At 72.7% G+C, this 24,259-nt stretch carries 19 protein-coding genes; 15 read left to right on the top strand and 4 right to left on the bottom strand.

The features are described 5' to 3' along the window. Positions 1 to 59: 59 nt before the first annotated feature. The 4 genes from BLT76_RS20380 to BLT76_RS20365 all read left to right on the top strand — a co-directional run bounded on the left by BLT76_RS20380 (position 60) and on the right by BLT76_RS20365 (position 7,099). Positions 60 to 2,687, top strand: coding sequence for a bifunctional metallophosphatase/5'-nucleotidase (locus tag BLT76_RS20380; RefSeq protein ID WP_170867173.1), 2,628 nt, complete (start codon positions 60 to 62; stop codon positions 2,685 to 2,687). A gap of 76 nt (positions 2,688 to 2,763) precedes the next feature. Next, positions 2,764 to 6,150, top strand: coding sequence for an ExeM/NucH family extracellular endonuclease (locus BLT76_RS20375; RefSeq protein WP_090860138.1), 3,387 nt, complete (start codon positions 2,764 to 2,766; stop codon positions 6,148 to 6,150). A 102-nt stretch (positions 6,151 to 6,252) separates the two neighbouring features. Continuing rightward, positions 6,253 to 6,756 carry a CinA family protein gene (locus BLT76_RS20370; RefSeq protein ID WP_090860137.1) on the top strand — a complete coding sequence of 168 codons (504 nt, stop codon included), beginning with the start codon at positions 6,253 to 6,255 and terminating at the stop codon, positions 6,754 to 6,756. 34 nt (positions 6,757 to 6,790) lie between these two features. After that, complete coding sequence (locus BLT76_RS20365) at positions 6,791 to 7,099, top strand: helix-turn-helix domain-containing protein (RefSeq protein WP_090860136.1); 309 nt, start codon at positions 6,791 to 6,793, stop codon at positions 7,097 to 7,099. A 4-nt stretch (positions 7,100 to 7,103) separates the two neighbouring features. Here BLT76_RS20365 and BLT76_RS20360 read toward each other — a convergent pair whose 3' ends face one another. Together BLT76_RS20360 and BLT76_RS20355 are read right to left on the bottom strand one after the other, a co-directional pair. Then, on the bottom strand, positions 7,104 to 7,919 hold the full coding sequence (locus BLT76_RS20360; protein WP_090860135.1) for a DNA-formamidopyrimidine glycosylase family protein: 816 nt from the start codon (positions 7,917 to 7,919) through the stop codon (positions 7,104 to 7,106). Position 7,920: 1 nt separating this feature from the next. Next, complete coding sequence (locus tag BLT76_RS20355; RefSeq protein ID WP_090860134.1) at positions 7,921 to 12,456, bottom strand: ATP-dependent helicase; 4,536 nt, start codon at positions 12,454 to 12,456, stop codon at positions 7,921 to 7,923. Between the two features lie 141 nt (positions 12,457 to 12,597). Between BLT76_RS20355 and BLT76_RS20350 the strand changes: the two genes are divergently transcribed. The 11 genes from BLT76_RS20350 to BLT76_RS20300 all read left to right on the top strand — a co-directional run bounded on the left by BLT76_RS20350 (position 12,598) and on the right by BLT76_RS20300 (position 23,232). Then, on the top strand, positions 12,598 to 15,477 hold the full coding sequence (locus BLT76_RS20350) for a Na+/H+ antiporter subunit A (RefSeq protein ID WP_211753103.1): 2,880 nt from the start codon (positions 12,598 to 12,600) through the stop codon (positions 15,475 to 15,477). After that, on the top strand, positions 15,474 to 16,016 hold the full coding sequence (locus BLT76_RS20345) for a Na(+)/H(+) antiporter subunit C (protein ID WP_090860132.1): 543 nt from the start codon (positions 15,474 to 15,476) through the stop codon (positions 16,014 to 16,016). Before BLT76_RS20350 ends, BLT76_RS20345 begins: the two co-directional genes overlap by 4 nt. Positions 16,017 to 16,018: 2 nt before the next feature. Next, a complete protein-coding gene (locus BLT76_RS20340) occupies positions 16,019 to 17,704 on the top strand; it encodes a Na+/H+ antiporter subunit D (protein ID WP_170867180.1) in 1,686 nt (561 codons plus the stop codon). Next, complete coding sequence (locus tag BLT76_RS20335; protein ID WP_139175720.1) at positions 17,701 to 18,267, top strand: Na+/H+ antiporter subunit E; 567 nt, start codon at positions 17,701 to 17,703, stop codon at positions 18,265 to 18,267. The genes BLT76_RS20340 and BLT76_RS20335 overlap by 4 nt, the downstream gene beginning before the upstream one ends. Beyond that, positions 18,264 to 18,566: an MrpF/PhaF family protein gene (locus BLT76_RS20330; RefSeq protein ID WP_090860129.1), complete on the top strand. Its 303-nt coding sequence runs from the start codon at positions 18,264 to 18,266 to the stop codon at positions 18,564 to 18,566. The genes BLT76_RS20335 and BLT76_RS20330 overlap by 4 nt, the downstream gene beginning before the upstream one ends. Then, the gene (mnhG, locus tag BLT76_RS20325; protein WP_090860128.1) at positions 18,563 to 18,931 is read left to right on the top strand and encodes a monovalent cation/H(+) antiporter subunit G; all 369 of its coding nucleotides are present in this window, start codon (positions 18,563 to 18,565) and stop codon (positions 18,929 to 18,931) included. Before BLT76_RS20330 ends, mnhG begins: the two co-directional genes overlap by 4 nt. Before the next feature lie 63 nt (positions 18,932 to 18,994). Next, positions 18,995 to 19,993: an LLM class flavin-dependent oxidoreductase gene (locus BLT76_RS20320; RefSeq protein WP_090860127.1), complete on the top strand. Its 999-nt coding sequence runs from the start codon at positions 18,995 to 18,997 to the stop codon at positions 19,991 to 19,993. A gap of 12 nt (positions 19,994 to 20,005) precedes the next feature. Continuing rightward, complete coding sequence (locus tag BLT76_RS20315) at positions 20,006 to 20,581, top strand: hypothetical protein (RefSeq protein WP_090860126.1); 576 nt, start codon at positions 20,006 to 20,008, stop codon at positions 20,579 to 20,581. A 103-nt stretch (positions 20,582 to 20,684) separates the two neighbouring features. Further along, a complete protein-coding gene (locus BLT76_RS20310; RefSeq protein WP_425287100.1) occupies positions 20,685 to 21,653 on the top strand; it encodes an ABC transporter ATP-binding protein in 969 nt (322 codons plus the stop codon). Positions 21,654 to 21,658: 5 nt separating this feature from the next. Then, positions 21,659 to 22,450, top strand: coding sequence for an ABC transporter permease (locus BLT76_RS20305; protein ID WP_090860125.1), 792 nt, complete (start codon positions 21,659 to 21,661; stop codon positions 22,448 to 22,450). After that, positions 22,447 to 23,232 (top strand): ABC transporter permease, encoded by a 786-nt coding sequence (locus BLT76_RS20300; protein ID WP_244509503.1) that lies wholly within the window; start codon positions 22,447 to 22,449, stop codon positions 23,230 to 23,232. Before BLT76_RS20305 ends, BLT76_RS20300 begins: the two co-directional genes overlap by 4 nt. Here the strand turns inward: BLT76_RS20300 and BLT76_RS20295 are convergent. Together BLT76_RS20295 and BLT76_RS20290 are read right to left on the bottom strand one after the other, a co-directional pair. Continuing rightward, complete coding sequence (locus BLT76_RS20295; protein ID WP_139175718.1) at positions 23,160 to 23,435, bottom strand: hypothetical protein; 276 nt, start codon at positions 23,433 to 23,435, stop codon at positions 23,160 to 23,162. The two genes, BLT76_RS20300 and BLT76_RS20295, sit on opposite strands and share 73 nt — an antisense overlap. Positions 23,436 to 23,509: 74 nt before the next feature. Further along, positions 23,510 to 24,259 carry a hypothetical protein gene (locus BLT76_RS20290; RefSeq protein ID WP_090860123.1) on the bottom strand — a complete coding sequence of 250 codons (750 nt, stop codon included), beginning with the start codon at positions 24,257 to 24,259 and terminating at the stop codon, positions 23,510 to 23,512.

Here is a 24,259-nt window from a genome sequence, read left to right as displayed (position 1 = left end):
TCGGGGTTAGGGTGCAGCCCTCCTGGGTCCGCCCACGTCCTTTCGAAAGGGTCTTCTTCGTGTCCTCAACCCCCAGCACCCGGCGCGCGCGACGCGGTCTCGCCGCCGGTCTCGGACTGGGCCTCGCGGCCTCAGTCCTGTCGGTCGCCACGGCGCCTGCGGCCCACGCAGCGCCGGTCAGCTTCACCCTGCTCGACATCAACGACTACCACGGACGCATCTCGTCCGACGGTGGCTCGGGCAGCAGCGACGCGACGACCTACAGCACCGTCGAGTTCGCCACCACGATCCAGGGCATCCGCAACGCCGCCGAGGCAGATCCGGTGCTGCTCCTGTCGGCGGGCGACAACATCGGCGCCTCGCTGTTCAACTCGTCCTTCACCGACGACCAGCCGACGATCGACGTGCTGAACCGGCTCGGCCTGGCCACCTCGGCTCTCGGCAACCACGAGTTCGACAAGGGCTACGACTGGCTGAAGGCCAACGTCATCGACGGCAACGCGCAGTACCGGAAGGCGGACTTCCCGCTGCTCGGCGCGAACGTCTACCTGAAGGGCACCCAGACTCTCCCGCCCGGCGTCCAGGCGTACTCGACCCACCAGGTCGCTGGGGTCAACGTCTGCGTGATCGGCGCGATCACCCAGGAGACCCCCACCCTGGTCAGCCCGGACCGGATCAGCACCCTCGAGTTCGGTGACCCTGTCGACGCGGTCAACCGCGTCGCGACCCAGCTCGAGACCGCCGGCACCTGCGACGTCACCGTCGCCACCTACCACGACGGCGCCGGCGCTGGGACGCCCGACGGGTCGTCCCTCGAGGACGAGATCGCGGCTGGCGGCCCGTTCGCCAAGATCGTCAACCAGACCGCCGGTGCGGTCGACGTCATCTTCACGGGCCACACGCACAAGGAGTACTCCTGGACCGCGCCGAAGCCGGGCGGTGGGACACGACCGATTGTGCAGACCGGCTCCTACGGCCAGAAGCTCGGCCGCGTCGACCTCACCGTCGACCCGACCACAGACGCGGTCACGGTCGACGCGTCGAGCCTGGTCACGGTTGGCACCACCGAGAACCTCGCCGACCCTGTCGTCGCCGATGTCGACACCATCACCCGCGCCGCTGAGACGGCCGCCAACGTGGTCGGCGACGTGCCGGAGGGCAACATCACCGCCGACGTCACGACGGCCTACACCGGCGGTGCCTACACCAACGGCAAGTACACCGGTGGCAGCCGGGACGACCGGCTCTCGGAGTCGGCGCTTGGGAACCTCGTGGCCGACGCGCTGAAGGACACCCCGATCACCGACATCCCGGGCCTGCCCACGCCCGTCATCGGCGTCGTCAACCCGGGCGGCCTGCGCAACGAGCTGCTCTACGCCGCCAACCTGGCCGGCAGCCCGCAGGACGCCGACGGGGTGGTGACCTTCGAGGAGGCCAACGCGGTCCTGCCGTTCGCCAACAACATCTCCTACGTCACCCTGACCGGTGCGGAGTTCAAGCAGGTCCTCGAGCAGCAGTGGCAGACCACCGCCGACGGCGTCACGCGCCCGTCGCGGCCCTTCCTGCACCTCGGCCTCTCCAAGAACGTCCAGGTCGTCGCCAGGCCCGACACGTCGGCCACCTCCCCGGTCGGCAACAACATCCTCAGCGTGACGGTGGACGGGCAGCCGCTCGACCCGGCCAAGGAGTACGTCGTGTCGACGTTCTCGTTCCTGGCTGCCGGCGGTGACAACTTCCGCGCCTTCAAGCTCGGCACGAACCGCGACACCGCCAAGGTCGACCGCGACCTGTGGATCGAGGGCTACTTCGGCAACGGCCAGGCCAAGGCGCCGACCTTCGCCCGTCGCCAGGTCTTCGCGACCGGTCTGCCCACGGAGCCGCTCGTGCCCGGCACCGTGCTGGACCTCCAGCTGAGCAAGCTCAACCTGACGTCCCAGGGCGCCCCGGCCAACACCACCGTCGAGGCCCGCGCGGTCCTCGGCGGCGCGGCGACGAGCCTCGGCTCCTTCCCGGTCACCAACGGGGCGGCCGACGTAGACCTCACGGTCCCGGAGGACGCCTACGGCAAGACGATCGAGCTGGTCGCCCAGCCGAGCGGCACCACGGTCGACTTCCCGATCGCCAAGGCGGAGTCGACGGTCTCGGCGACGGTCGCCCGGTCCGCCTACGGCCGGCCCAGCACGGTCGCGGTCAAGGTGACGTCGGATGCGCCGGCCAACGGCACCGCCCAGGCCGTCGTCGGCGGCAAGGTCGTCGCCACGGGCGCCGTGACCAATGGGGCGGCCACGCTCACGGTCCCGGCCAAGACCCTGAAGCCCGGCACCACCCCGGTCTCGGTGAGGTTCACCGGCCCGCAGGCCGCCGACTCGACGGCCACCGCCTCGGCCGTGGTCACTAAGGCCGCGCCCAGGGTCAAGGTCGTGAAGGCGGCCAAGCGGGTCGTGGTCAAGAAGACCCGGGTCCGCCTCCGTGTCCTCGTCTCCGCCACCGGCTACACGCCCACCGGCAAGGTCCAGGTCGCCATCGGCGGCGTGAAGTACAACGCCACGGTCCGCAACGGCAAGGCGGTCGTCGTGCTGAAGCCGTTCCGCTCGACCGGGACCAAGAACGTCCGGGTCAGGTACCTGGGCAACTCGCTGGCTTCGCCCGCCGCCACCTCGGTGAAGATCAAGGTCAAGCGCAAGTAGCACCACGAGGGGCCCGCCGGTTCGCGCCGGCGGGCCCCTCGCCACATCCCTCTCCTCCCTCTCGGAAGGCTGTGTCATGCCCTCAGCACGTAGGAGCGCCCGTCGGGCGCTCGCCGGCACCGCAGGACTCGCGGTCGCCCTGACCGGGGTCTCGGTCGTCGCCCCGTCCGCCTCGGCGAACCCCACCGGCACGGGCGTCGTCATCAGCGAGGTGTACGGCGGCGGCGGCTTCGCCCCCAGCGGCGAGTTCCCCGCGTCCGCCTACACCCACGACTTCATCGAGCTCTACAACCCGACCAGCGCGACCGTGGACCTCAGCACCTGGGCGGTCTTCTACGGCAGCGCGACCCGCAACACCGGCGCGAACCTGTCCAACAAGACGAACCTGACGGGCAGCATCGCGCCGGGTGGGCGCTTCCTCATCCGCCAGGCCGGAAATGCGGCCAACGGCGCCGCGCTCCCGACCCCCGACGTGACGGGCGAGCTCAACCTCGGCACGGCCTCCGGTCTCGTCGTCCTGAGCAACCAGCAGGGTGCCCTGGCACCGACGACCGGCAACATCGCGGCGACCTCCGGGGTCGTCGACTCTCTCGGCTACGGCACGGCCAACACGTTCGAGGGTGCCCAGCTGGGCACGGTGCTGTCCGGAACCACGTCGGGTCAGCGGGCGGCGAACGGCGCCGACACCGACAGCAATGCCGCGGACTTCGTCGTGGCTGCCCCCACCCCGACGGCTGCCGGGACCGCGGGACCGCTCGACGCTGCCTCCCCGGGCGCGAAGTCCGCGACGGCCGGGCTCCCGGTCGCCGGCTTCACGCTTGCGGCCTCCGGAGGTACGGCGCCGTACGCCTGGTCGGCGACCGGCACCCCGCCGGGGGTCACCGTGGCTCCCGACGGCTCGGTGTCGGGCACCCCTACGGAGTCCGGGACCTTCGAGGTGACCGCGACCGTCACCGACTCCGCCTCGACGCCGGCCACCGACTCCGTCACGTTCACCTACACGGTGGCCGAGACCCCCGCCGTCCGTCCCGTCGCGGAGATCCAGGGCACCGGCCCCGAGTCGCCGCTGAAGGACCAGGCGGTCCGCACCCGCGGCGTCGTCACCGCGGTCTACGAGACCGGCGGGTTCAACGGCTTCAACATCCAGACGCCGGGACCCGACACCACGCCCGGCGCGTCCGACGGAGTCTTCGTCTACGGCGGATCGGGCGGCTTCGCGTCGTACCCCGCGATCGGTGACTCGGTCGAGGTCATCGGCACCGCGGCCGAGTACACCAGCGCGGCGGGTGGCGTCACGGCCAGCCTGACCCAGATCTCGGGCGGCTCCTGGTCGCCCGTGAGTCCTTCCCTCGGGACCGTCACCCCGCTGGCGACCCCCTGGTTCACCACCGCGGCCGAGCGCGAGGCGCACGAGGGCGAGCTGGTCGACCCGAGCGACGCGGCGTACACCGTGACCAACAGCTACGCGTCGTGGCAGTTCGGCGAGATCGGCCTGGCGACGGGCACCGGCCCGCTCGTCCAGCCCACCGAGGTCGAGGACTTCCAGACCGGCGCGTGGGAGGCGCTCCGGGACCAGAACGCCGCCCGTCTGGTCACCCTCGACGACGGGAAGAGCCAGAACTTCGGCGGTACGGCGTCCGGCACTCCGTCGTCGTGGATCGACGCCTCGCACCCGGTGCGGGCCGGCGCCGCCGCGACGCTGAAGGGCAGCTTCGTCGTCGACCACCGCAACGGCCTCTACAAGCTGCAGCCGACTAGCCCCGTCGAAGGCCTCGGGACCGACGTGGCCGAGTTCGCGAACACGCGGACGCAGAACGCCGCCCCCGCCGACGTGGGTGGCGACATCCGGATCGCGACGTTCAACGTCCTGAACTACTTCCCGACGACCGGCCAGGCGTACGTCGCGGCCGGCGGCGGCAACGTGTGCACCTACTTCAACGACCGCGCGGGCACGCCGATCGGCAGCAACCAGTGCGGCAACCCGTCGGCCAGCAGCGGCAACGGACCCCGGGGTGCGGCCACCCAGGTCAGCTTCGAGCGCCAGCAGGCCAAGATCGTCGCCGCCATCAACAAGCTCACCGCCAGCGTGGTCTCGCTCGAGGAGCTCGAGAACTCGGTCAAGTTCGGCAAGGACCGTGACGACGCCATCGCCAAGCTGGTGACGGCGCTCAACGCGGACGCCGGCGCCGGCACCTGGTCGTACGTGCCCTCGCCGGAGGCAGCGGACCTTCCCCTCCCGGTGCAGGAGGACGTCATCCGCACGGGCTTCATCTACAAGTCGGCCGACGTCACCCCGGTCGGTGCGTCGCTGGTCCTGAAGGACGAGGAGAACTTCGACAACGCCCGGGAGCCGCTCGCCCAGGCCTTCAAGAAGGCGGGCGCCCAGGACAGCGAGGCGTTCGGCGTCATCGTGAACCACTTCAAGTCGAAGGGCGACAGCACTCCGCCTGCGACCGGCGACAACGCCAACGGCGTGCAAGGTGCGTTCAACGGTGACCGAGTCCGCCAGGCCGGCGCCCTGCTCACCTTCGCGGACGCCTTCCGGTCAGCACGGGGGATCGAGGCGCTGTTCCTCGCCGGTGACTTCAACTCGTACTCGAAGGAGGACCCGGTCCAGGTCATCGAGGCCGGTGGCTACGCCCAGGTCGAGTCGGACACCGAGGGTGAGGAGACCTACTTCTTCAATGGTCTTGCCGGCTCGCTCGACCACGTCTACGCCAACGAGGCAGCTCAGGCGCTCGTGACCGGCGCGGACATCTGGAACATCAACTCCCCGGAGTCGGTGGCCTTCCAGTACGGGCGCTTCAACTACAACGTCACGCAGTTCTTCGCGCCGGACCAGTTCGGAGCCTCTGACCACGACCCCGAGATCGTCGGGCTCGACCTGACCGCGGACCCGCTGCCCGCGGGACTGGCCGTCAGCAACGTGAGCGGGACCTACGGCAAGCGGGTCGCCGTGAAGGTGACGGTCGACCCGGCCGCCACCGGCACGGTCCAGGTGAAGGCCGGGACGCGGGTCCTCGGGTCGGCGGCGGTCTCCGGCGGGACGGCCACCGTGGTCCTGCCGGCCCGGTCGCTCGCTCCCGGACGGACGACGCTGACGGCGTCGTACTCCGGGGACGACACGTACGCCGCAGCATCGGCGTCGTTCATCGCGACGGTCGCGAAGGCCCGATCGGTCACCCGGGGCACGGTGAAGCCCAAGAAGGTCGTGGCCGACCGGACCCGGGCCACCATCGTGGTCCGCGTCGCCGGTGCCGACGGCGTGCGAGCGACGGGCAAGGCCCGGATCACGGTCAAGAGGCAGGGCACCCGGACGGTGACGGTCCGGAACGGTCGCGCGATGCTGCGGCTGAAGAAGTTCGGCAGCCGGGGCGCCAAGCGGGTCACGATCCAGTACCTGGGCAGCGACCTGCTCGAGCGGAGCACCGACAAGCTGACCATCAAGGTCCGCAAGCGGTAGCAGCACCAGCACCACGGTGGGAGTCGGTCCTCAGGACCGGCTCCCACCGGCCGATTTCGGAGGGTATGACCCTCGCCTCCGACCCCCGGCTACGCTGCGCCCATGCGCGCACGGGCCGGTCGGGATCAGGCGAGCACCCTGCACCGGCTGCTGCGGGACGCCGGGCTCACCGTCTCGACCGCGGAGTCGCTGACGGGCGGTCGGCTGGCCGCCCGCCTCACCGAGACCCCGGGCGCCTCCGCGACGTACCGGGGTGGCGTGGTCGCCTACGCGACGGAGCTGAAGCAGACGTTGCTGGGCGTGCCCGACGAGGTCGTCGAGCGGTACGGCGTGGTCTCCGCGGAGTGCGCCCGCGCGATGGCGGCCGGCGTCCGCGAGCGCACGGGGGCGTCGTACGGGCTGGCCACGACGGGGGTCGCGGGCCCGGACGAGCAGGAGAGCAGGCCGGTTGGGACCGTCTTCATCGGCGTCGCCGGACCGGGACTGCTGGAGACCGTCGCGCTGGAGCTGTCGGGTGATCGAGCCAGCATCACGGACCGCACCTGTGACGAAGCCCTGTCGGCGCTCGCTGGCATCCTCCGGAGGGAAGAAGCAGGACTCGGGTAGCGTTGGGCCACACAGGCCAGAGAGGAGACCCCGCATGGTGCTGTTCCGCCGACAGCTGGGCGACGTGCTGCGTGCCCAGCGCATGGAGCGTGGGATGACCCTGCGTGAGGTCTCGGCCGAGGCGCGGGTGAGCCTGGGCTACATCTCCGAGATCGAGCGCGGGCAGAAGGAGGCCTCCTCCGAGCTGCTCGCCTCGCTGTGCACCGCCCTCGACGTGGCGCTCTCCGACGTGCTGCGTGAGGTCTCCGACGCTGTCGCGGTCGAGGAGGCCGCGCTGGTCGCCACTCCCATCACCGTCGGAGCACGTCCGGCCGCCGGTCAGGTCGTCGCCTCCGCCGCCTGACGGTTCAGCGGTCCTTTCGTACTCCAGGCTCCGGCTGGCACGAGGGGCAGAAGTACGACGCCCGCTCGCGCCCGGCCGGCCCGCGCTGCTCGACCCGCACGGGGGTCCGGCAGCGGCGACAGGGTGAGCGGTCGCGGCGGTAGACCCACATCCGCTCCCGCTCGCGCAGGTCGCCGGTGGTCGACTGGACCGCTCGCTCCTTGTTGAGCTCGAGCATCTGACGCGCGCGGCGGACCAGCCGCGGCAGGTTGGCGACCTCGCCGACGGGCGTCGCCGGGTGCACGCCCGAGACGAAGCACAGCTCGGCCATGTACATGTTGCCGATCCCGGCCAGCCGGGTCTGGTCGAGCAGCGCCTCGCCGAGCGACCGGCTGTCGTCCTTGTGAAGCCGGCGCAGCGCCTCGTCCTCGTCCCAGTCGGGGCCGAGCAGGTCGGGCCCGAGGTGACCGACGACGTCGTCCTCGCCGGTGGTCGGGAGCAGCTCGACGATGCCGAGCGAGAAGCCGACCGCGACCCGTGTGTCGGTGCGCAGCACGACCCGGGCCTGGTGGGCCGGCCGCTTCCAGGGCCGGTCGGGCTCGTAGACCCGCCAGGCGCCCTCCATCTTCAGGTGGGTGTGCAGCGTCCAGCGGGTGTCGTCGGGTCCGGCGATCCGGGTCAGCAGGTGCTTGCCGCGGCTGAGCGTGGCGAGCACCGTCCCGCCGGCCAGGTCGGCCGTCGCATGTTGGGGCACCCGGAAGTCGGTCGCGGTCAGGACCTGGCCGGACAGCGAGCCGTCGAGCAGCCGGGCCGCGCGATAGACGGTGTCGCCCTCCGGCACCTCACGACCTCCCGAGCTGCAGGCCCCGCGGCGTGACGACGAATCCGGCCGCCTGCAGCGCCTCCCGCAGCGGGGACCCGCGGGTGCCCAGCAGCTGGGTGCCGTCGGCCTTCTCGACGGTCAGGCGGCCCAGCGACCCGCGGCGGGCGGAGTCGGCCAGCGCGGCGGTGGCGGGGGTCAGCAGGTCGGGGTCGTCGGACCAGGTGAGCAGGGTGCGGCCGCCACGCTCGACGTAGAGCGTGAGTCGGCCGTCGACCAGGACCACCAGGGCGCCGGCCTTGCGGCCGGGGCGGTGGCCGCCGCCCTCACCGCTCGCCTCGGGCCAGGGGAGTGCGGCACCGAACGGATTGGCCGGGTCGGTCGCGGCGAGCGCGACCGCGGTGGGCTTGGCGTCGGTCGGCAGCTCGCTGAAGGTGCGCAGCCGGTCGATGGCGCCGGCCGTGCCGAACTGGGCGGCACCCAGACCGTCGACGAAGTAGCCGCGCCGGCAGCGCCCGGACTCCTCGAAGGCGGCGAGCACCTTGTAGGCGGCGGCGAACCCGCCCGGCACCCGTTCGCTCATCACCGCGCCCCGGATCACCACGCCGTGCCGGTCGAGGAGGTGCTCGGCGGTCGCGTGGGCCCGCCGTGTCGGGTCGGTGTCGATCTCGGGCAGCAGGGCCCAGCGGCCGGCCGTCTCGGGGGGCCCGGTGCGGGCGGGCATCCGGCCGCGTACGCCGGTGGTGGAGGACATCCGCGGACGCGCGGGCGGGCGCTTGGTGCGGTGGCTGGCCGTGCCGGAGCGGGTGAGCGCGCGCAGCGGCGTCAGGGTGTCGTTGCTGACCCGGCCCGACCACACCAGCGACCACAGGGCCGCGGAGAGCGCCTGGTCGTCGGTCGAACCGACGCTGGTGGCCAGCTGGCGGAAGAACCAGGCGCCACCGGGCGCGAGGGCGTCGAGCACCGCCTGCGCCAGCTCGGTGTGCTCGAAGGTGGTCGGCTCGGGCAGCGTCAGCGAGGCCTGGTCGGCGAGGTGGAGGCTGACCCAGCCGTCGGAGCCGGGGAGCGAGGCATGGCCGGCCCAGATCACCTCGCCGGAGGCCGTCAGCTCGTCGAGGTACGACGGCTCGTAGTCGCGCACCCGGGAGCCCAGCACCAGCGGCTCGAGGGCGCTGGCGGGCACGGGGCAGCCGGCCAGCTGGTCGATGACGTTGAGCACGCCCTCGACCCCGCGCGGACCGCCGCGGCCACCGGTGTCGACGTGCTGCCAGGCGGACAGGAACCGGCCGAGGGCGGCGGGCTCGACCGGCTCGACCTCCTTGCGGAGCCGGGCCAGCGAGCGGCGCCGCAGCTTGCGCAGCACCTCCGCGTCGCACCACTCCGAGCCCGAGCCGGAGGGCCGGAACTCCCCGTCGAGGACCCGGCCCTGGGCGGCCAGCCGCTGCAGCGTGTGCCGGACGACCGCCGCGCCGAGCCCGAGCCGGGTCGCGACCTGGTCGGTGGTGAACGGGCCGTGGGTGCGGGCGAAGCGGGCGACGAGGTCGCCGAGGGGGTCCTCGACGGGATCCGTGAACGCGTCGGGCGTGCCGGGCGGCACCGGGACACCGAGGCCGTCGCGCAGCCGGCCCACGTCCTCGACGACCGACCAGCGCTCCTCGCCGCCCATCCGCACCTCGACGACGCGGCGGCTGGCGGTGAGGTCGGCCAGCCACGCCCCGGCGGCGGCGCCCTCGACGGAGCGGAGCGCGGCCTCCTCGGTGGTGAGCGGGCCGAGCAGTCGCAGCGTGTCGACCAGGCCCTCGGCGTCACGGGCCCGCCGGTCGGGGGCGAGGCGCTGCAGCTCGGCCTCGACCTCGGCCAGCACCTCGGGGTCGAGCAGCTCGCGGAGCTCGGCACGGCCCAGCAGCTCGGCCAGCAGCCCCTGGTCGAGGGAGAGCGCGGCGGCCCGGCGCTCGGCGACGGGGGAGTCGCCCTCGTACATGAACTGGGCGACGTAGCCGAAGAGCAGGCTCCGCGCGAACGGGGACGGGGCGTGCGTCGCGACGTCGGAGACCTGCACCTCGCGCCGGTCGACCCGGCGCATGAGAGCCACCAGGGCCGGCAGGTCGTAGACGTCCTGCAGGCACTCGCGCACCGCCTCCAGCACGATCGGGAACGACGGGTAGCGCGAGGCGACCTCGAGCAGCGCGGCCGCGCGCTGGCGCTGCTGCCACAGCGGGGAGCGCCGGCCCGGGTCGCGCCGGGGGAGCAGCAGGGCCCGGGCCGCGCACTCGCGGAAGCGGGACGCGAACAGGGCCGAGCCGCCGACCTCCTGGGTGACCAGCTGCTCGATCTCGTCGGCCTCGAAGACCAGCAGCTCGCCGCCGGGCGGCTCCGCGTCGGTGTCGGGGACCCGGATCACGATGCCGTCGTCGGAGGCGACCGCCTGGCCGTCGACACCGAAGCGCTCGCGCAGCCGGGCGTTGATGGCCAGCGCCCAGGGCGCGTGGACCGGCGTGCCGTACGGCGAGTGGACGACCAGCCGCCAGTCGCCCAGCTCGTCGCGGAACCGCTCGACCAGCAGGGTGGTGTCGCTGGGCAGCACGTTGGTCGCCTCGAGCTGCTCGTGGAGGTAGGCCACCAGGTTGTCGGCGGCCCACGCGTCCAGGCCGTTCTCGCGAGCCCGGACGACCGCCTTCTCCTTCGACATCCCGGCCAGCTCGCGGGTGAATGCGCCGATGGCCGCGCCCAGCTCGGCGGGCCGGCCCAGGGCGTCGCCCTTCCAGAAGGGCAGTCGGCCCGGGATGCCCGGCGCGGGCGTCACCATCACCCGGTCGTGGGTGATGTCCTCGATCCGCCAGCTGGTCGCGCCCAGGGCGAAGATGTCGCCGACCCGGGACTCGTAGACCATCTCCTCGTCGAGCTCACCGACCCGGCGGCCGCTGCCGTCGCCGACCAGGAACACGCCGAACAGGCCGCGGTCGGGGATGGTGCCGCCACTGGTCACCGCGAGCCGCTGCGCGCCCGGCCGTCCGGTCAGCACACCGCCCACCCGGTCCCAGACGATCCGCGGGCGGAGCTCGGCGAACTCGTCGGAGGGGTAGCGGCCGCTCAGCAGGTCGAGGGTCGCGTCGTACGCCGAGCGCGGCAGCTGGGTGAACGGGGCGGCCCGCTTGACCAGGGCGAAGAGCTCGTCGACGTCCCAGGCGTCGAGCGCCGTGGCCGCGACGACCTGCTGGGCGAGCACGTCGAGCGGGTTGGCCGGCACCCGCAGGGACTCGATGGCGCCGCTGCGCATCCGCTCCACGGCCACCGCGGTCTGGGCCAGGTCGCCGCGATGCTTGGGGAAGAGCACCCCGCGCGACACCTCGCCGACCTGGTGGCCGGCCCGGCCGACCCGCTGCAGTGCGCTGGCCACGCTGGGCGGTGACTCGATCTGGACGACCAGGTCGACCGCGCCCATGTCGATGCCGAGCTCGAGGCTGCTGGTGGCGACCACGGCGGGCAGCCGACCCCGCTTGAGGTCGTCCTCGATCAGGGCCCGCTGCTCCTTGGAGACCGAGCCGTGGTGGGCCTTGGCGACGACCGTCTCGGCGCCCTGGGACTGGCCGGACTGGGCCATCACCTGCGCCGGGACCGCTCCGTCCTCCAGCTCGCCGCCCGCCCGCTCGGTGGCGATCTCGTTGAGCCGGGCCGTCAGGCGCTCGGCCAGCCGTCGGGAGTTGGCGAAGACGATGGTCGATCGGTGCTGCTCGATCAGGTCGACGACCCGCTCCTCGACGTGGGGCCAGATCGACTGGGCACGGGTCGGCTCGTCGCTGTCCTCGTCGTACTGCTCGGGGGCGGTCATGTCCTCGACCGGGACCACGACCTTCAGGTCCCACTCCTTGGCCGAGGGCGGGGCGACGATGTCGACCGGGGTGGTGCCGCCGAGGAACCGGGCGACCTCCTCCAGCGGGCGGACGGTGGCGGAGAGCCCGATCCGCTGCGCCGGCCGGTCGAGCAGCGCGTCGAGGCGCTCGAGGGTGACCGCGAGGTGGGCGCCGCGCTTGGTGCCGGCGACCGCGTGCACCTCGTCGAGGATGACCGTCTCGACACCGCGCAGCGACTCGCGGGCCTGCGAGGTCAGCATCAGGAAGAGCGACTCGGGGGTGGTGATCATGATGTCGGGCGGCGCGGAGACGAGCTTGCGTCGCTCGGCGGCCGGGGTGTCGCCGGAGCGGACGCCCACCCGGACCTCGGAGACCGGCTCGCCCAGCCGGTCGGCGGTGTGGCGGATGCCGGTCAGGGGGGCACGCAGGTTGCGCTCCACGTCGACCGCCAGCGCCTTGAGCGGCGAGATGTAGAGCACCCGGCAGCGCCGCTGCTTGTCCTCCGGCGGCGTGCCGGAGAGCAGTCGGTCGAGGCTCCACAGGAACGCGCTCAGGGTCTTGCCGGAGCCGGTCGGGGCCACCACCAGCGCGTGCCGGCCCGCCCCGATCGCCTCCCACGCCCCGGCTTGGGCGGGCGTGGGCTCGGCGAACGCCGCCCCGAACCAGGTGCGGGTCGGGGCGCTGAACCGGGCGAGCGCGTCGGGCATGTCGCCCAGTGTGTCCGACGCCACCGACAGGACCCAGGGGATGGGTGGTGGACCCCATGGCCGTTCTTGCCCCCGGTCGACAGAATGGAGGAGACCACCCGCCACCCCGCGTCCCCGAGAGGCCCCACCCTGTTGTTGTTCGTGGTCGTCGCGTTGTTCGTCCTCGCGGCGGTCGCGCCGTGGTTGGTGCTCCGGATGGGGCGCCGGGCGTTCTCGCTGCTGTCCCTCGCCCCGCTCGCCGGCACCGTCTGGGTGGCCGCGCAGGGGCCCGCCGTGCTCGACGGCGACCCGCTCGTCGAGGTGCACCCGTGGGTCGGGACCGTCGGGATGGAGCTGGCCCTCCGGCTCGGTCCGCTGCAGTGGCTGATGGCCCTGGTCGTGCTCGGGGTCGGCGCGGTGGTGCTGGCGTACTGCGGTTGGTACTTCCACGAGGACAGCCTCGGCGTCGGGCGCTTCGCCGGCGTGCTGACCGCCTTCGTGGCGGCGATGCTCGGGCTGGTCCTCTCGGACGACCTGCTGCTCCTCTACGTCTTCTGGGAGCTGACGACCGTCTTCTCCTTCCTGCTGATCGGTCACGACCCTGCGCGCCGGGCCAACCGGCAGGCGGCGATCCAGGCCCTCGTCGTCACGACGCTCGGCGGGCTGGCGATGCTGGTGGGCGCCCTGGTGCTCGGCCACGAGGCGGGCACCCACCGGATCAGCGCGATCCTGGCGGACCCGCCGGGCGGCACCGCCGTGGTGGTCGCCGTCCACCTGCTCCTCGTCGGTGCCGTCAGCAAGTCGGCGCTGGTGCCGTTCCACTTCTGGCTGCCCGCCGCGATGGCCGCGCCGACCCCCGTGAGCGCCTACCTGCACGCCGCCTCGATGGTGAAGGCCGGCGTCTACCTGGTCGCCCTGCTGGCGCCGGCGTTCGCCGACGTCGCGGGCTGGCGCGCCGTCCTGCTGATCCTCGGGCTCAGCACCATGCTCCTCGGGGGGATCCGCGCGCTCCGCCAGCACGACCTGAAGCTGCTGCTCGCCTACGGCACCGTCAGCCAGCTCGGGTTTCTGATCCTGGTGCTCGGCCTCGGGTCGCGCAGCGCCCTGGTCGCCGGGCTCGGCCTGCTGCTGGCCCACGCGCTGTTCAAGGCGACCCTGTTCCTGGTCGTCGGCGTCGTCGACCGGTGCGCCGGCACGCGCGACCTGCGCCGCCTGACCGGGTTGCGGCGTCGGATGCCGGTGGTCGCGGTCGCGGCGACGATCGCCGCCGCCTCGATGGCCGGCCTGCCCCCGACCCTGGGCTTCCTCGCCAAGGAGAGCGTATTCGTCGCGCTCGTCGACGTCGCGCGGACCGGGGACGGCACCGGGCTGGCGGGGGCGGCCGGGTGGCTGCTCCTCGCCGGGGTCGTGCTCGGCTCGGCCCTCACCGTCGCGTACTCCGTCCGCTTCGTCTGGGGTGCCTTCGGCGACCGGCCGGTGGAGGAGGAGCCCGTCGTCCGGCCGGTCCGGGCGGGCTTCGCGATCGGACCCGTCGTGCTGGCGGTCGGCTCCCTGGCGCTGGGGTTCGCCGGCGGCCCGCTGACCGGCGCGATCGCGTCGTACGCCGACACGGTGCCGGCGGGCGACCACCACCCGGCGCTCGAGCTGTGGCACGGCGTCGGGCTGCCGCTGGGAGCCACGCTGGTGACGCTGGCCCTGGGCGCGCTGCTCGTCCTGGCGCGTACGCCGGTCGAGCGGCTGCAGGCGGGCCTGACCCACGGCTACTCGCTCGAGAACGCCTACCGGGGCGGCGTACGGCTGCTCGACCGCACCGCCGTCGAGGTGACGGCGGTCGTCCAGCGCGGCTCGGCCTCGGCGTACCTCGGGATCATCCTGCTGGTCGTGGTCCTGCTCCCCGGCTCGACGCTGCTCGGCGCCTGGGACGGCGTCTCGGTGCGGGCCTGGGACACTCCGGTGCAGGCGGTGATCGGGGTCGTGGTCGTGGCCGCGGCGTTGCTGGCGGTCCGGTCGCGGCGGCGGTTGCGCGCCGTCCTGCTCGCCGGGGCGACCGGCTACGGCACCGCCCTGATCTTCGTGCTGCACGGGGCACCCGACCTCGCGCTCACCCAGGTCCTCGTCGAGACCCTCACGGTCGTCGTCTTCGTGCTCGCGCTGCGCCGGATGCCTCAGTACTTCACCGACCGCCCGCTGAGTCGGCAGCGCTACTGGCGGATGGCCCTCGGCCTCGGCGTCGCCGTGGCCTCCGCGGGGTTCATGCTCGTCAGCGTCGCCGCCCGTACGGCGGAGCCGGTGTCGACCGCCCTGCCCGCCGAGGCGGTGGAGTACGGCGGCGGCTACAACATCGTCAACGTCATCCTGGTCGACGTCCGGGCCTGGGACACCCTGGGCGAGATCTCCGTCCTGGTCGCGGCCGCGACCGGCGTCGCCAGCCTCGTCTTCATCGACACCCGCGGCGCCGGCATCCGCCGGGTCAGCCAGATCCCGTTCCCGGCGGGGGTGCGCAAGCAGACGACCCGACCGGGCCGGCGTGCGTGGCTCCCCGCCCCGCGGACCCTGCCCCCGGAGAAGCGGTCGATCATCTTCGAGGTCATCACCCGGATGGTCTTCCACACCGTGATCGTCTTCTCCGTCTACCTGCTGATCGCCGGGCACAACGACCCGGGCGGCGGGTTCGCCGGTGGCATGGTCGCCGGGCTCGCGCTGGTGATCCGCTACCTGGCCGGCGGCCGCTACGAGCTCGACGAGGCCGCGCCGGTCGACGCCGGCCGGCTGATCGGCAGCGGGCTCGCCCTGGCCGCGGTCTCGGCGCTCGCCCCGCTCGCGTTCGGCGGCTCGGTCCTGCAGAGCGCCGTCGTCGACCTGCACGTGCCGCTGCTGGGCGACCTGCACCTGGTCAGCTCGGCGATCTTCGACGTCGGCGTCTACCTGGTGGTGGTGGGCCTGGTCCTCGACCTGCTCCGGGCCCTCGGCTCGCACGTGGACCGGCAGGTGCTGCGCGAGCGGCGCGCGGTCGACGCCGCCACCTCGGAGGTGTCCGCGTGAACGACGCCAACCTGACCCTGATCCTGATCTCGGCGGCGCTGCTGGGCTGCGGGGTCTACCTGCTGCTCGAGCGCAGTCTCTCGCGCGTGCTCGTCGGGCTGGTCCTGATGGGCAACGGCGTCAGCATCGCCTTCCTGGTCGCCGGCGGACCGGCGGGATCGCCGCCGATCGTGGGGGAGGGCGGCGGCGAGCCGATGGCGGACCCGCTCCCGCAGGCCATGGTGCTGACGGCGATCGTGATCACCCTCGCGACGGTGTCGTTCGTGCTGGCGATGGCCTACCGCAGCTGGCAGCTCAACGGTCACGACGACGTGCAGGACGACGTCGAGGACGCCACCATCCGGCGGCTGGCCACGGCCGACGTGACGTCGGAGGCGTACGCCGCCGTCACGGACTCGGACGGGTCCGACGACCCGCGCGAGGAGCCGGGGCCCGACGAGCTCGGCCCCCCGAAGGAGCCGGACGAGCCGCTCGACCCCGACCACGCCGAACACACCGATCACGCCGATCACCCCGACGACCGAGAGGAGCACCCGTGAACATGCTCGTGCCGCTCCCGGTCGCGCTGCCGCTGCTGGGCGTCGGCGTCTCGCTGGTCCTCGGCCACCACCCCCGGGTCCAACGCTGGGTCAGCATCGTGGTCCTGGTCGGCATCGTCGCCGTCGCAGCGGTGCTGCTGGTGCAGGCCGACACGTCCGGCCCCCAGACGCAGTGGGTCGGCGGCTGGCCGGAGACCCTCGGCATCGTCCTCGTGGCGGACCGGCTCGCCGCGCTGATGCTGCTGGTCAGCGCGCTGGTGACCCTCGCCGTCCTCGGCTACTCCATCGGCCAGGGCATGACCGAGGACGAGGAGGGGGCGCCGCTCTCGATCTACCACCCGACGTTCCTGGTCCTGGTCGCAGGTGTCGCGAACGCCTTCCTGGCCGGCGACCTGTTCAACCTGTTCGTCAGCTTCGAGATGCTGCTCTTCGCCAGCTACGTGCTGCTGACCCTGGGCGGCACCGCCACCCGGATCCGGGCCGGCACCATCTACGTGCTGGTGAACCTGCTGTCCTCGACGCTGTTCCTGATCTCGATCGCCGTCGTGTACGCCGCCACCGGCACCCTCACCCTCGCGCACCTGGCCGGGCGGATCGCCGACCTGCCCGACCACGTCGCGATGATGCTCCAGCTGCTGCTGCTCACCACCTTCGCCATCAAGGCGGCGGTCTTCCCGCTCTCGTTCTGGCTGCCCGACAGCTACCCGACGGCGCCGGCGCCGGTGACCGCCGTCTTCGCGGGCCTGCTGACCAAGGTGGGCGTCTACGCGATCCTGCGCGTGCAGACCCTGCTGTTCCCCGACAGCCCGCTGACGGACCTGTTGCTCTGGGCGTCCCTGCTGACGATGGTGATCGGCATCCTCGGCGCGATCGCCCAGTCGGACGTCAAGCGGATGCTGTCCTTCACCCTGGTCAGCCACATCGGCTACCTGGTCCTGGGGATCGCGCTGGCCAACCGGGCCGGCGTCTCCGGGACGATCTTCTACATCGTCCACCACATCACGGTGCAGACCGCGCTGTTCCTGATCGTCGGACTGGTCGAGCGCCGTACGGGCACCACCTCGCTGCTGCGCATGGGTGGTCTCGCCCGGGTCGCGCCGTTCCTGGCGATCCTCTTCTTCGTCCCGGCGATGAACCTGGCCGGCATCCCGCCGTTCTCGGGCTTCATCGGCAAGGTCGGCCTGCTGCAGGCCGCCCAGCAGCACGGGGGCGGCCTGGCCTGGGTGCTCGTCGTCGGCGGCGTGCTGACCAGCCTCCTGACGCTGTACGCCGTCGCCAAGACCTGGGCGGTCGCCTTCTGGCGCACCCCGGAGGAGGCGCACGAGGCGCTGGTCACCCTCGGGCACCAGGAGGACGCCGTCGAGGGAACCCGGCACCGGGGTCACGTCCACACCGCGAGCGGGGTGGTCTCGACCGGCGACATCGAGGACGCCCGGCGGCTCGGCGGCGACGGCGACGAGCGCTCCGACCGCGACTTCCACCAGCTGATCCAGGCCGGGGAGGACATCCGCCACCTGCCCGCCAGCATGGTCGTCCCCGCGGCCTCGCTGGTGGCGCTGAGCGTGGCGCTGACGGTGGTGGCCGGCCCGCTCTTCGCCTACTCCGACCGGGCCGCGCAGGACCTGCTCGACCCCTCGTCGTACGTCGAGGTCGTGCTGCCGGACGGTCCGGTGGGGGAACAGCCGTGAGCCCGCGCATGCGCACCCGCCGCGACGGCACGACCCGGCCGACCCGGCACCGGGCCGTCCAGCCCCTGTCGGTGGTCTGGCTGACCGTGGTCTGGTCGATCCTCTGGCGCGACCTCAGCCTGCTGGTGGTTGGGTCCGGCGTCCTGGTCGCGGTCGGTGTCTGCCTGGTCTTCCCGCTGCCGCCGATCGCCCTCTTCGCGCGGGTCCGCCCGTGGCCGCTCGCGGTGTTGGCGGGCGGGTTCCTGGTCGACGTCGTCCGGGCCAGCCTCCAGGTGTCGGCGGTGGTGCTGCGGCGCCGCCCGGTGCGCAACGCGGTGGTCGCCGTCGATCTCGAGAGCTCCTCGGACTTCGTCCTCACCGGGGTCGCCACGATCCTCTCGCTGGTCCCCGGCTCGGTGGTCGTGGAGGCCCGGCGCTCGACCCACACGCTCTACCTGCACGTGCTCGACACCCCCGACCGGGCGCGCGCGGAGCGGTTCCGCGCCGAGGCCCTCGCGGTCGAGCAGCGCTTCCTGGCGGCGTTCGTGCCGCGCGACGACCACCACTCCGGGAGGACCGCATGAGCGTCGTCATCACGCTGGCCGCGGCCATGCTGGGCGTGGCCGGGGTCCTGCTCCTGGTCCGGATGACCGTCGGCCCCACGATCCTCGACCGCAGCGTCGCGCTGGACGTGCTGATGGCGGTGACCATCTGCGGAGTGGGGCTGCACGCTGCGAGCAGCGACTCCAGCGTCGCCCTGCCGCTGCTGCTCGCGCTGAGCATGGTCGGCTTCGTCGGCGCGGTGAGCATCGCCCGGTACGCCAGCGGCAGCGACGACGTCGCCGCCGAGGACGACGACGACCAGCGGGGGGCCGAGCGATGAGCTGGACCGACGTCGCCGACGTCCTCGCCGCGGCCTGCCTGCTCGCGGGCGCGGGCTTCGCGCTGGTCGCCGCGATCGGGGTGCTGCGGCTGCCCGACCTGCTGAGCCGGATGCACGCCGCCACCAAGCCCCAGGTGATCGGTCTGGTGCTCGTCCTCGCCGGGGTGGCGCTGCGGCTGCGCGAGCCGTCCGCGCTGGGCATCCTGGCGCTCGTGGTGGTGCTGCAGATGTCGACCAGCGTCGTGGCCAGCCACATGGTCGGGCGCGCGGCGTTCCGGGCCGGCCAGGTCCGCCACGACCTGCTGGTGGTCGACGAGCTCGGCGACGAGGCCGCGGACTGGCAGGAGCCGCGCGGCGCGCCGTAGCCGGGAAGGGTGTGGGACCCACGGTTGTTGTCCCTGGAGCAGACCCCGACCGGAAGGCTCCTCATGCAGATCCCGCTGTCCGTGCTCGACCTCGCTCCCGTCGCCAAGGGGGAGAGCGTCGGCAGCAGCATCGCCGCCAGCGTCGCGCTCGCGCAGCGTGCTGAGGCCCACGGCTACGAGCGGGTCTGGTACGCCGAGCACCACAACATGCCGCGCATCGCGTCCTCGGCGACCAGCGTGCTGATCTCGCACGTCGGTGCGCACACCAGCACGATCCGCCTGGGGGCCGGCGGCGTGATGCTGCCGAACCACGCGCCGCTGACCATCGCGGAGCAGTTCGGCACCCTCGAGGCGATGTACCCCGGCCGGATCGACCTCGGTCTCGGGCGGGCGCCCGGCTCGGACCAGAACACCATGTACGCGCTGCGCCGCGATCCGAGCTCGTCGGACCGGTTCCCCGAGGACGTCCTCGAGCTCCAGGCCTACCTGGCGGGGGAGTCGCGAGTGCCGGGCGTCGAGGCCACCCCGGGCAAGGGCACCCACGTGCCGCTCTACATCCTCGGCTCGTCGATGTTCGGCGCTCACCTGGCCGCGCAGCTCGGCCTGCCGTACGCCTTCGCCAGCCACTTCGCGCCGCAGGCCCTCGAGGCCGCCGTGGCGGCGTACCGGCGTGAGTTCCGCCCCTCGGCCCAGCTGGACGCGCCCCACGTCATCGCGGCGGTCAACGTCATCGCCGCCGACACCGCGGAGCAGGCCCGGGCCAGCCACGAGGCGATGCGCCGGTCGTTCGCGGTCGCCCTCTTCGCCGGCGGCCGCGAGGTCTCCGACGTCGAGGCCGACGTGCTGCTGCGCCGGGGTGCCGGCCAGCAGGTCGACCAGATGTTCGCCTACGTCGCCCTCGGCACCCCGCCCGAGGTCGCCGAGTACCTGCACGGCTTCCGCGACCTGGTCGACGCCGACGAGCTGATCACCGCCCACCAGGCGCCCGACACGGAGAGCCGGCTGCGCTCGATCGAGCTCACCGCCGAGGCGCTCAGCGGGAAATCGGTGGCGACGGCCTGACACGCTGGAGGCGTGCACCTGGTCCTCCTCTTCGGCCCGCAGGCCGTCGGCAAGCTCGCCGTCGGCCGGGAGGTCGCCGCGCGGACGCCGTACCGGCTCCTCCACAACCACGCGACCATCGAGCCGCTGCTGGAGGTCTTCGACTGGGGCACGCCGGCCTTCGAGACGCTGAAGGAGGAGTTCCGGCGCCGCGTCCTGGAGGAGGCGCTGGCCAGCGGACTGCCGGGCCTCGTCTTCACCTACGTGTGGGGCCTCGACGTCCCCGAGGACACGGCGTACGTCGCGGGCCTCGCCGACCAGGTCGTCGCGGCCGGCGGTCGCGTCGACTTCGTCGAGCTGTACGCCGACGAGGCGACCCGGCTCGCACGTGAGGGCACCGAGCTGCGGCTCGCGGCCAAGCCCTCGAAGCGGGACGTCGCCTGGTCCCGGGAGCACCTCGTCGACTGGGGCCGGCGCTACCGGCTCTCGACGGGGCCGGACCTGCCGTTCCCGCTCGACCACCCGCACCTGCGGATCGACAACACCGACCTGTCCGCCGCGGAGGCGGCCGAGGAGATCGTGCTGCGGCTCGGCCTGCCCGAGGGATGAGCCCCGCCCACCCAGCGGCGTGGTGCGTCCCGACCGTGCTTCCGGTGCGGTCGCGCGGACGAGGTTCACCGTCAGGCGCTCACCCGGGCTTAGGGTGCTGCCCGTGCCCGACATCTCGGTGGATCCGGACTCCATGGTCCTGGCGCGCGGCCTGCGCAAGACCTTCGGCAAGCCCGGCGCGGAGTTCGAGGCCGTCAAGGGCATCGACGTCGACGTACGACGGGGCGAGGCCTTCGGCTTCCTCGGCCCCAACGGCGCCGGCAAGTCCTCGACGATGCGGATGGTCGCCGCGGTCTCGCCGGTCAGCGGGGGTGAGCTGCGCATCCTCGGGATGGACCCCGCGGTCGACGGCCCGGCGATCCGCGGTCGGCTCGGCGTGTGCCCGCAGGAGGACACCCTCGACGTCGAGCTGAACGTGCGCGACAACCTCTACATCTACGGCCGCTACTTCGGGATCCCGAAGGGCGAGGTGAACGACCGGGTCGACGAGCTGCTGGAGTTCGTGCAGCTGACGGAGAAGGCCAAGGCGAAGGTCGAGGACCTCTCCGGCGGCATGAAGCGCCGGCTGACCATCGCCCGCAGCCTGGTCAACCGCCCCGACCTGCTGCTTCTCGACGAGCCCACCACCGGTCTCGACCCGCAGGCCCGTCACGTGCTCTGGGACCGCCTGTTCCGGCTCAAGCAGGCCGGCGTCACGCTGGTCATCACCACCCACTACATGGACGAGGCCGAGCAGCTCTGCGACCGCCTGGTCGTCATGGACAAGGGCCTGATCGTGGCCGAGGGCTCGCCGCTGCAGCTGATCCGCGAGCACTCCACCCGCGAGGTCGCCGAGCTGCGCTTCGGCGTCGCCGACGAGGGCGACAGTCACGAGGCGCTGGCCGAGAAGGTCGCCGACCTGGGCGACCGGGTCGAGGTGCTGCCCGACCGGCTGCTCGTCTACAGCGAGGACGGCGACGAGGTGGTGGCCAAGGTCCACGAGCGCGGCCTGACACCCGTCGCCACGCTCGTACGACGCTCCTCGCTGGAGGACGTCTTCCTCCGCCTCACCGGCCGCACCCTCGTGGACTGACGTCCATGCCCGATCTCGCCCTCGCCGACGGCGTCCGCCGCCAGGCCGACTACTGGCTCACCGTCTACAAGCGCACCTGGCGCGCGTCGGTCATCAGCTCCTTCGTCGCCCCGCTGTTCTACGTCGTGGCGATGGGCGTCCTCCTCGGAGGCTTCATCGAGGGCGACCCCGACCAGCTGGAGGGCGCGACGTCGTACCTCGCCTTCGTGGTGCCGGGCCTGGTCGCCGCGCACGCCATGCAGACGGCGGTGGGGGAGACGACGTACCCGGTCATGGGGCTGATCAAGTGGCAGCGCGTCTACGACTCGATGCTCGCGACGCCGCTGCAGGTCCAGCACCTCGCCGGCGCGACGATGACCTTCGTGCTGTTCCGGCTGGTCACCACCTGCGGCGTCTACATGCTGGTGCTGGCGCCGTTCGGCGTCTTCGAGTCGTGGTGGGGCCCGTTCGTCGCGTTCGCCTCGCAGGTGCTGGTCGGGATGGCCTTCGCGGTGTGGGTCTACGGGTTCACCGCCCGGCTCGAGGACGAGCAGGCCTTCGGGGTGCTGTTCCGGATCGGGGTGTTCCCGCTGTTCCTGTTCTCGGGCGCGTTCTTCCCGGTCGAGAACCTCGGCCACGTCGGTGCCTGGGCCGCGCGCCTCACGCCGCTGTGGCACGGCGTGAACCTGTCGCGGATGTTCTGCCTCGACACCGTCGACTGGTCGACGGCCGCGGTCAACGTGACGGTGCTGGTGGTGCTGCTGGTCGCCGGCTGGTTCTGGGCGCTGGCCGGGCTGCGGAAGCGGCTGGTCTCGTGAGCGCCGTCCAGCCGTTGTCGAGCACCCAGGCGATGCGCCTGCTGGTGCTGCGCAACTACCTCGTCTACAGGGACGCCTGGAAGCTCTTCCTGACCGGCTTCCTGGAGCCCGTCCTCTACCTGCTGTCCATCGGCATCGGCGTCGGGCAGCTCATCGACACCTTCGAGTTCAACGGCCGCCAGGTGCCGTACGCCGAGTTCGTCGCCCCCGCGATGCTCGCGGCCTCGGCGTTCAACGGCGCGCTGCTCGACTCGACTTTCAACGTGTTCTTCAAGCTGAAGTTCATCAAGCTCTACGACCAGCTGCTCGCCACCCCGCTCACCACCGGCGACATCGCGCGCTCGGAGATCCTGTGGGGCCAGCTGCGCGGCGGGAGCTACTCGCTGGCCTTCCTGCTGGTCATGCTGGCGATGGGGCTGATCGACTCGTGGTGGGCGGTGCTGGCCTTCCCGGCCGCGCTGCTGATCGGCTTCGCGTTCAGCGCGGTGTGCATGGCGCTGACCACCTACATGACCTCGTGGCAGGACTTCGACAAGGTCACCCTCGTCCAGGTCCCGCTGTTCCTCTTCTCCGCGACCTTCTTCCCGGTCACCGCCTTCGACGGCTGGCTGCGCTGGGTGGTCGAGTGCACGCCGCTCTACCGCGGGGTGGTGCTCTGCCGCGAGCTCACCACCGGCGCGCTCTCGTGGGACTCGGCGATCTCGGTGGTCTACCTGCTGGTGATGGGCCTGGTCGGGCTGCTCGTCGTACGACGGCGGCTGGACGCGCTGCTGCTCACCTGAGCCGGGTCGTCGTCCAGGACGGCGAGCCCGATCCGGAGGCTGCCGAGGTCGCCGATCAGCTCGTGCACGGCGTGGTACGCCGCGCGCATCCGCGGGTCCGGCGACCGCCGGTGCTCCTGCAGCTCCAGCAGGGCCCGGCAGGCGAGCGTCGCCGCCTCGTCGACGCCGTGCCGCAGGCGCTCCACCACGCTCGGGTGCATCACGACCACCTCGTCCCTCTCCCGTCTCGGACGTCCAGCCTGGGCCGGGACCCCAGCGGGAACCAGGCCCGGACGGGCTATGGCGCCCCGCCGCTCACCCGGACGGACTCCCGGACCGTGACGAGGTCGCGTCGCTCCGGGTGCCCGGTCAGCAGCTCGCGCTCCAGCAGCGGGGCGTCGAAGGCCACCTCGACGTCGACGTGCTCGGGCCCGGACTCGGTGGCGGGGAGGACGCTCACCCGCTCGACGATGTAGATCGAGGACAGCGCGTCGCGTGCGACGGCCCGGGCGGCCGCACTGGTGCCCGGCCGGTCGGTGAGCACCCAGGTCGGCCCCTCGACCGTGTACGACGCGGACGGCAGCCGACGCAGCGCGTCCCAGCCGGCGAGGGCGGCCTCGGTGTCGTCGAAGACCGCGACGGTCTCGGGCGACGCGATCGCGACGTCGGTGAGGCCGTCGATCCCGGCCACTACCTCCCAGGTGGTCGCGCTGGCCGCCGGATCGTCGCAGTCGACGGGCACGGCGAGCCCGTCGGCGGACACCGACAGCGCCAGGGTGGCCGCTCCCGGCGGGTCGAAGTCGCAGACGTGCGCTGCGGCCGCGCCGACGTCGGTGCCCGCCACGGTCACGGTGATGTCGGCGCTGCCCGCGAACGGCAGCGCCTCCGCGCTCGTCGCGTCCGCCACCGCCATGCCCTCGAAGGGGTGCTCGGCGAGCCAGTCCTCGAAGTCCGTGACGGTCTGGGCGCCCCCGCGGACGGCGCAGGCGGCGAGCAGGAGCGCGACGAGGGGAGCGGCGATCGGGAGAGGACGGCGGGGGATCGGCAC

This window comes from Nocardioides lianchengensis (assembly GCF_900101465.1).
Taxonomy (GTDB): Bacteria; Actinomycetota; Actinomycetes; order Propionibacteriales; family Nocardioidaceae; genus Nocardioides; species Nocardioides lianchengensis.
This window is presented reverse-complemented; position numbering and strand designations above follow the sequence as displayed.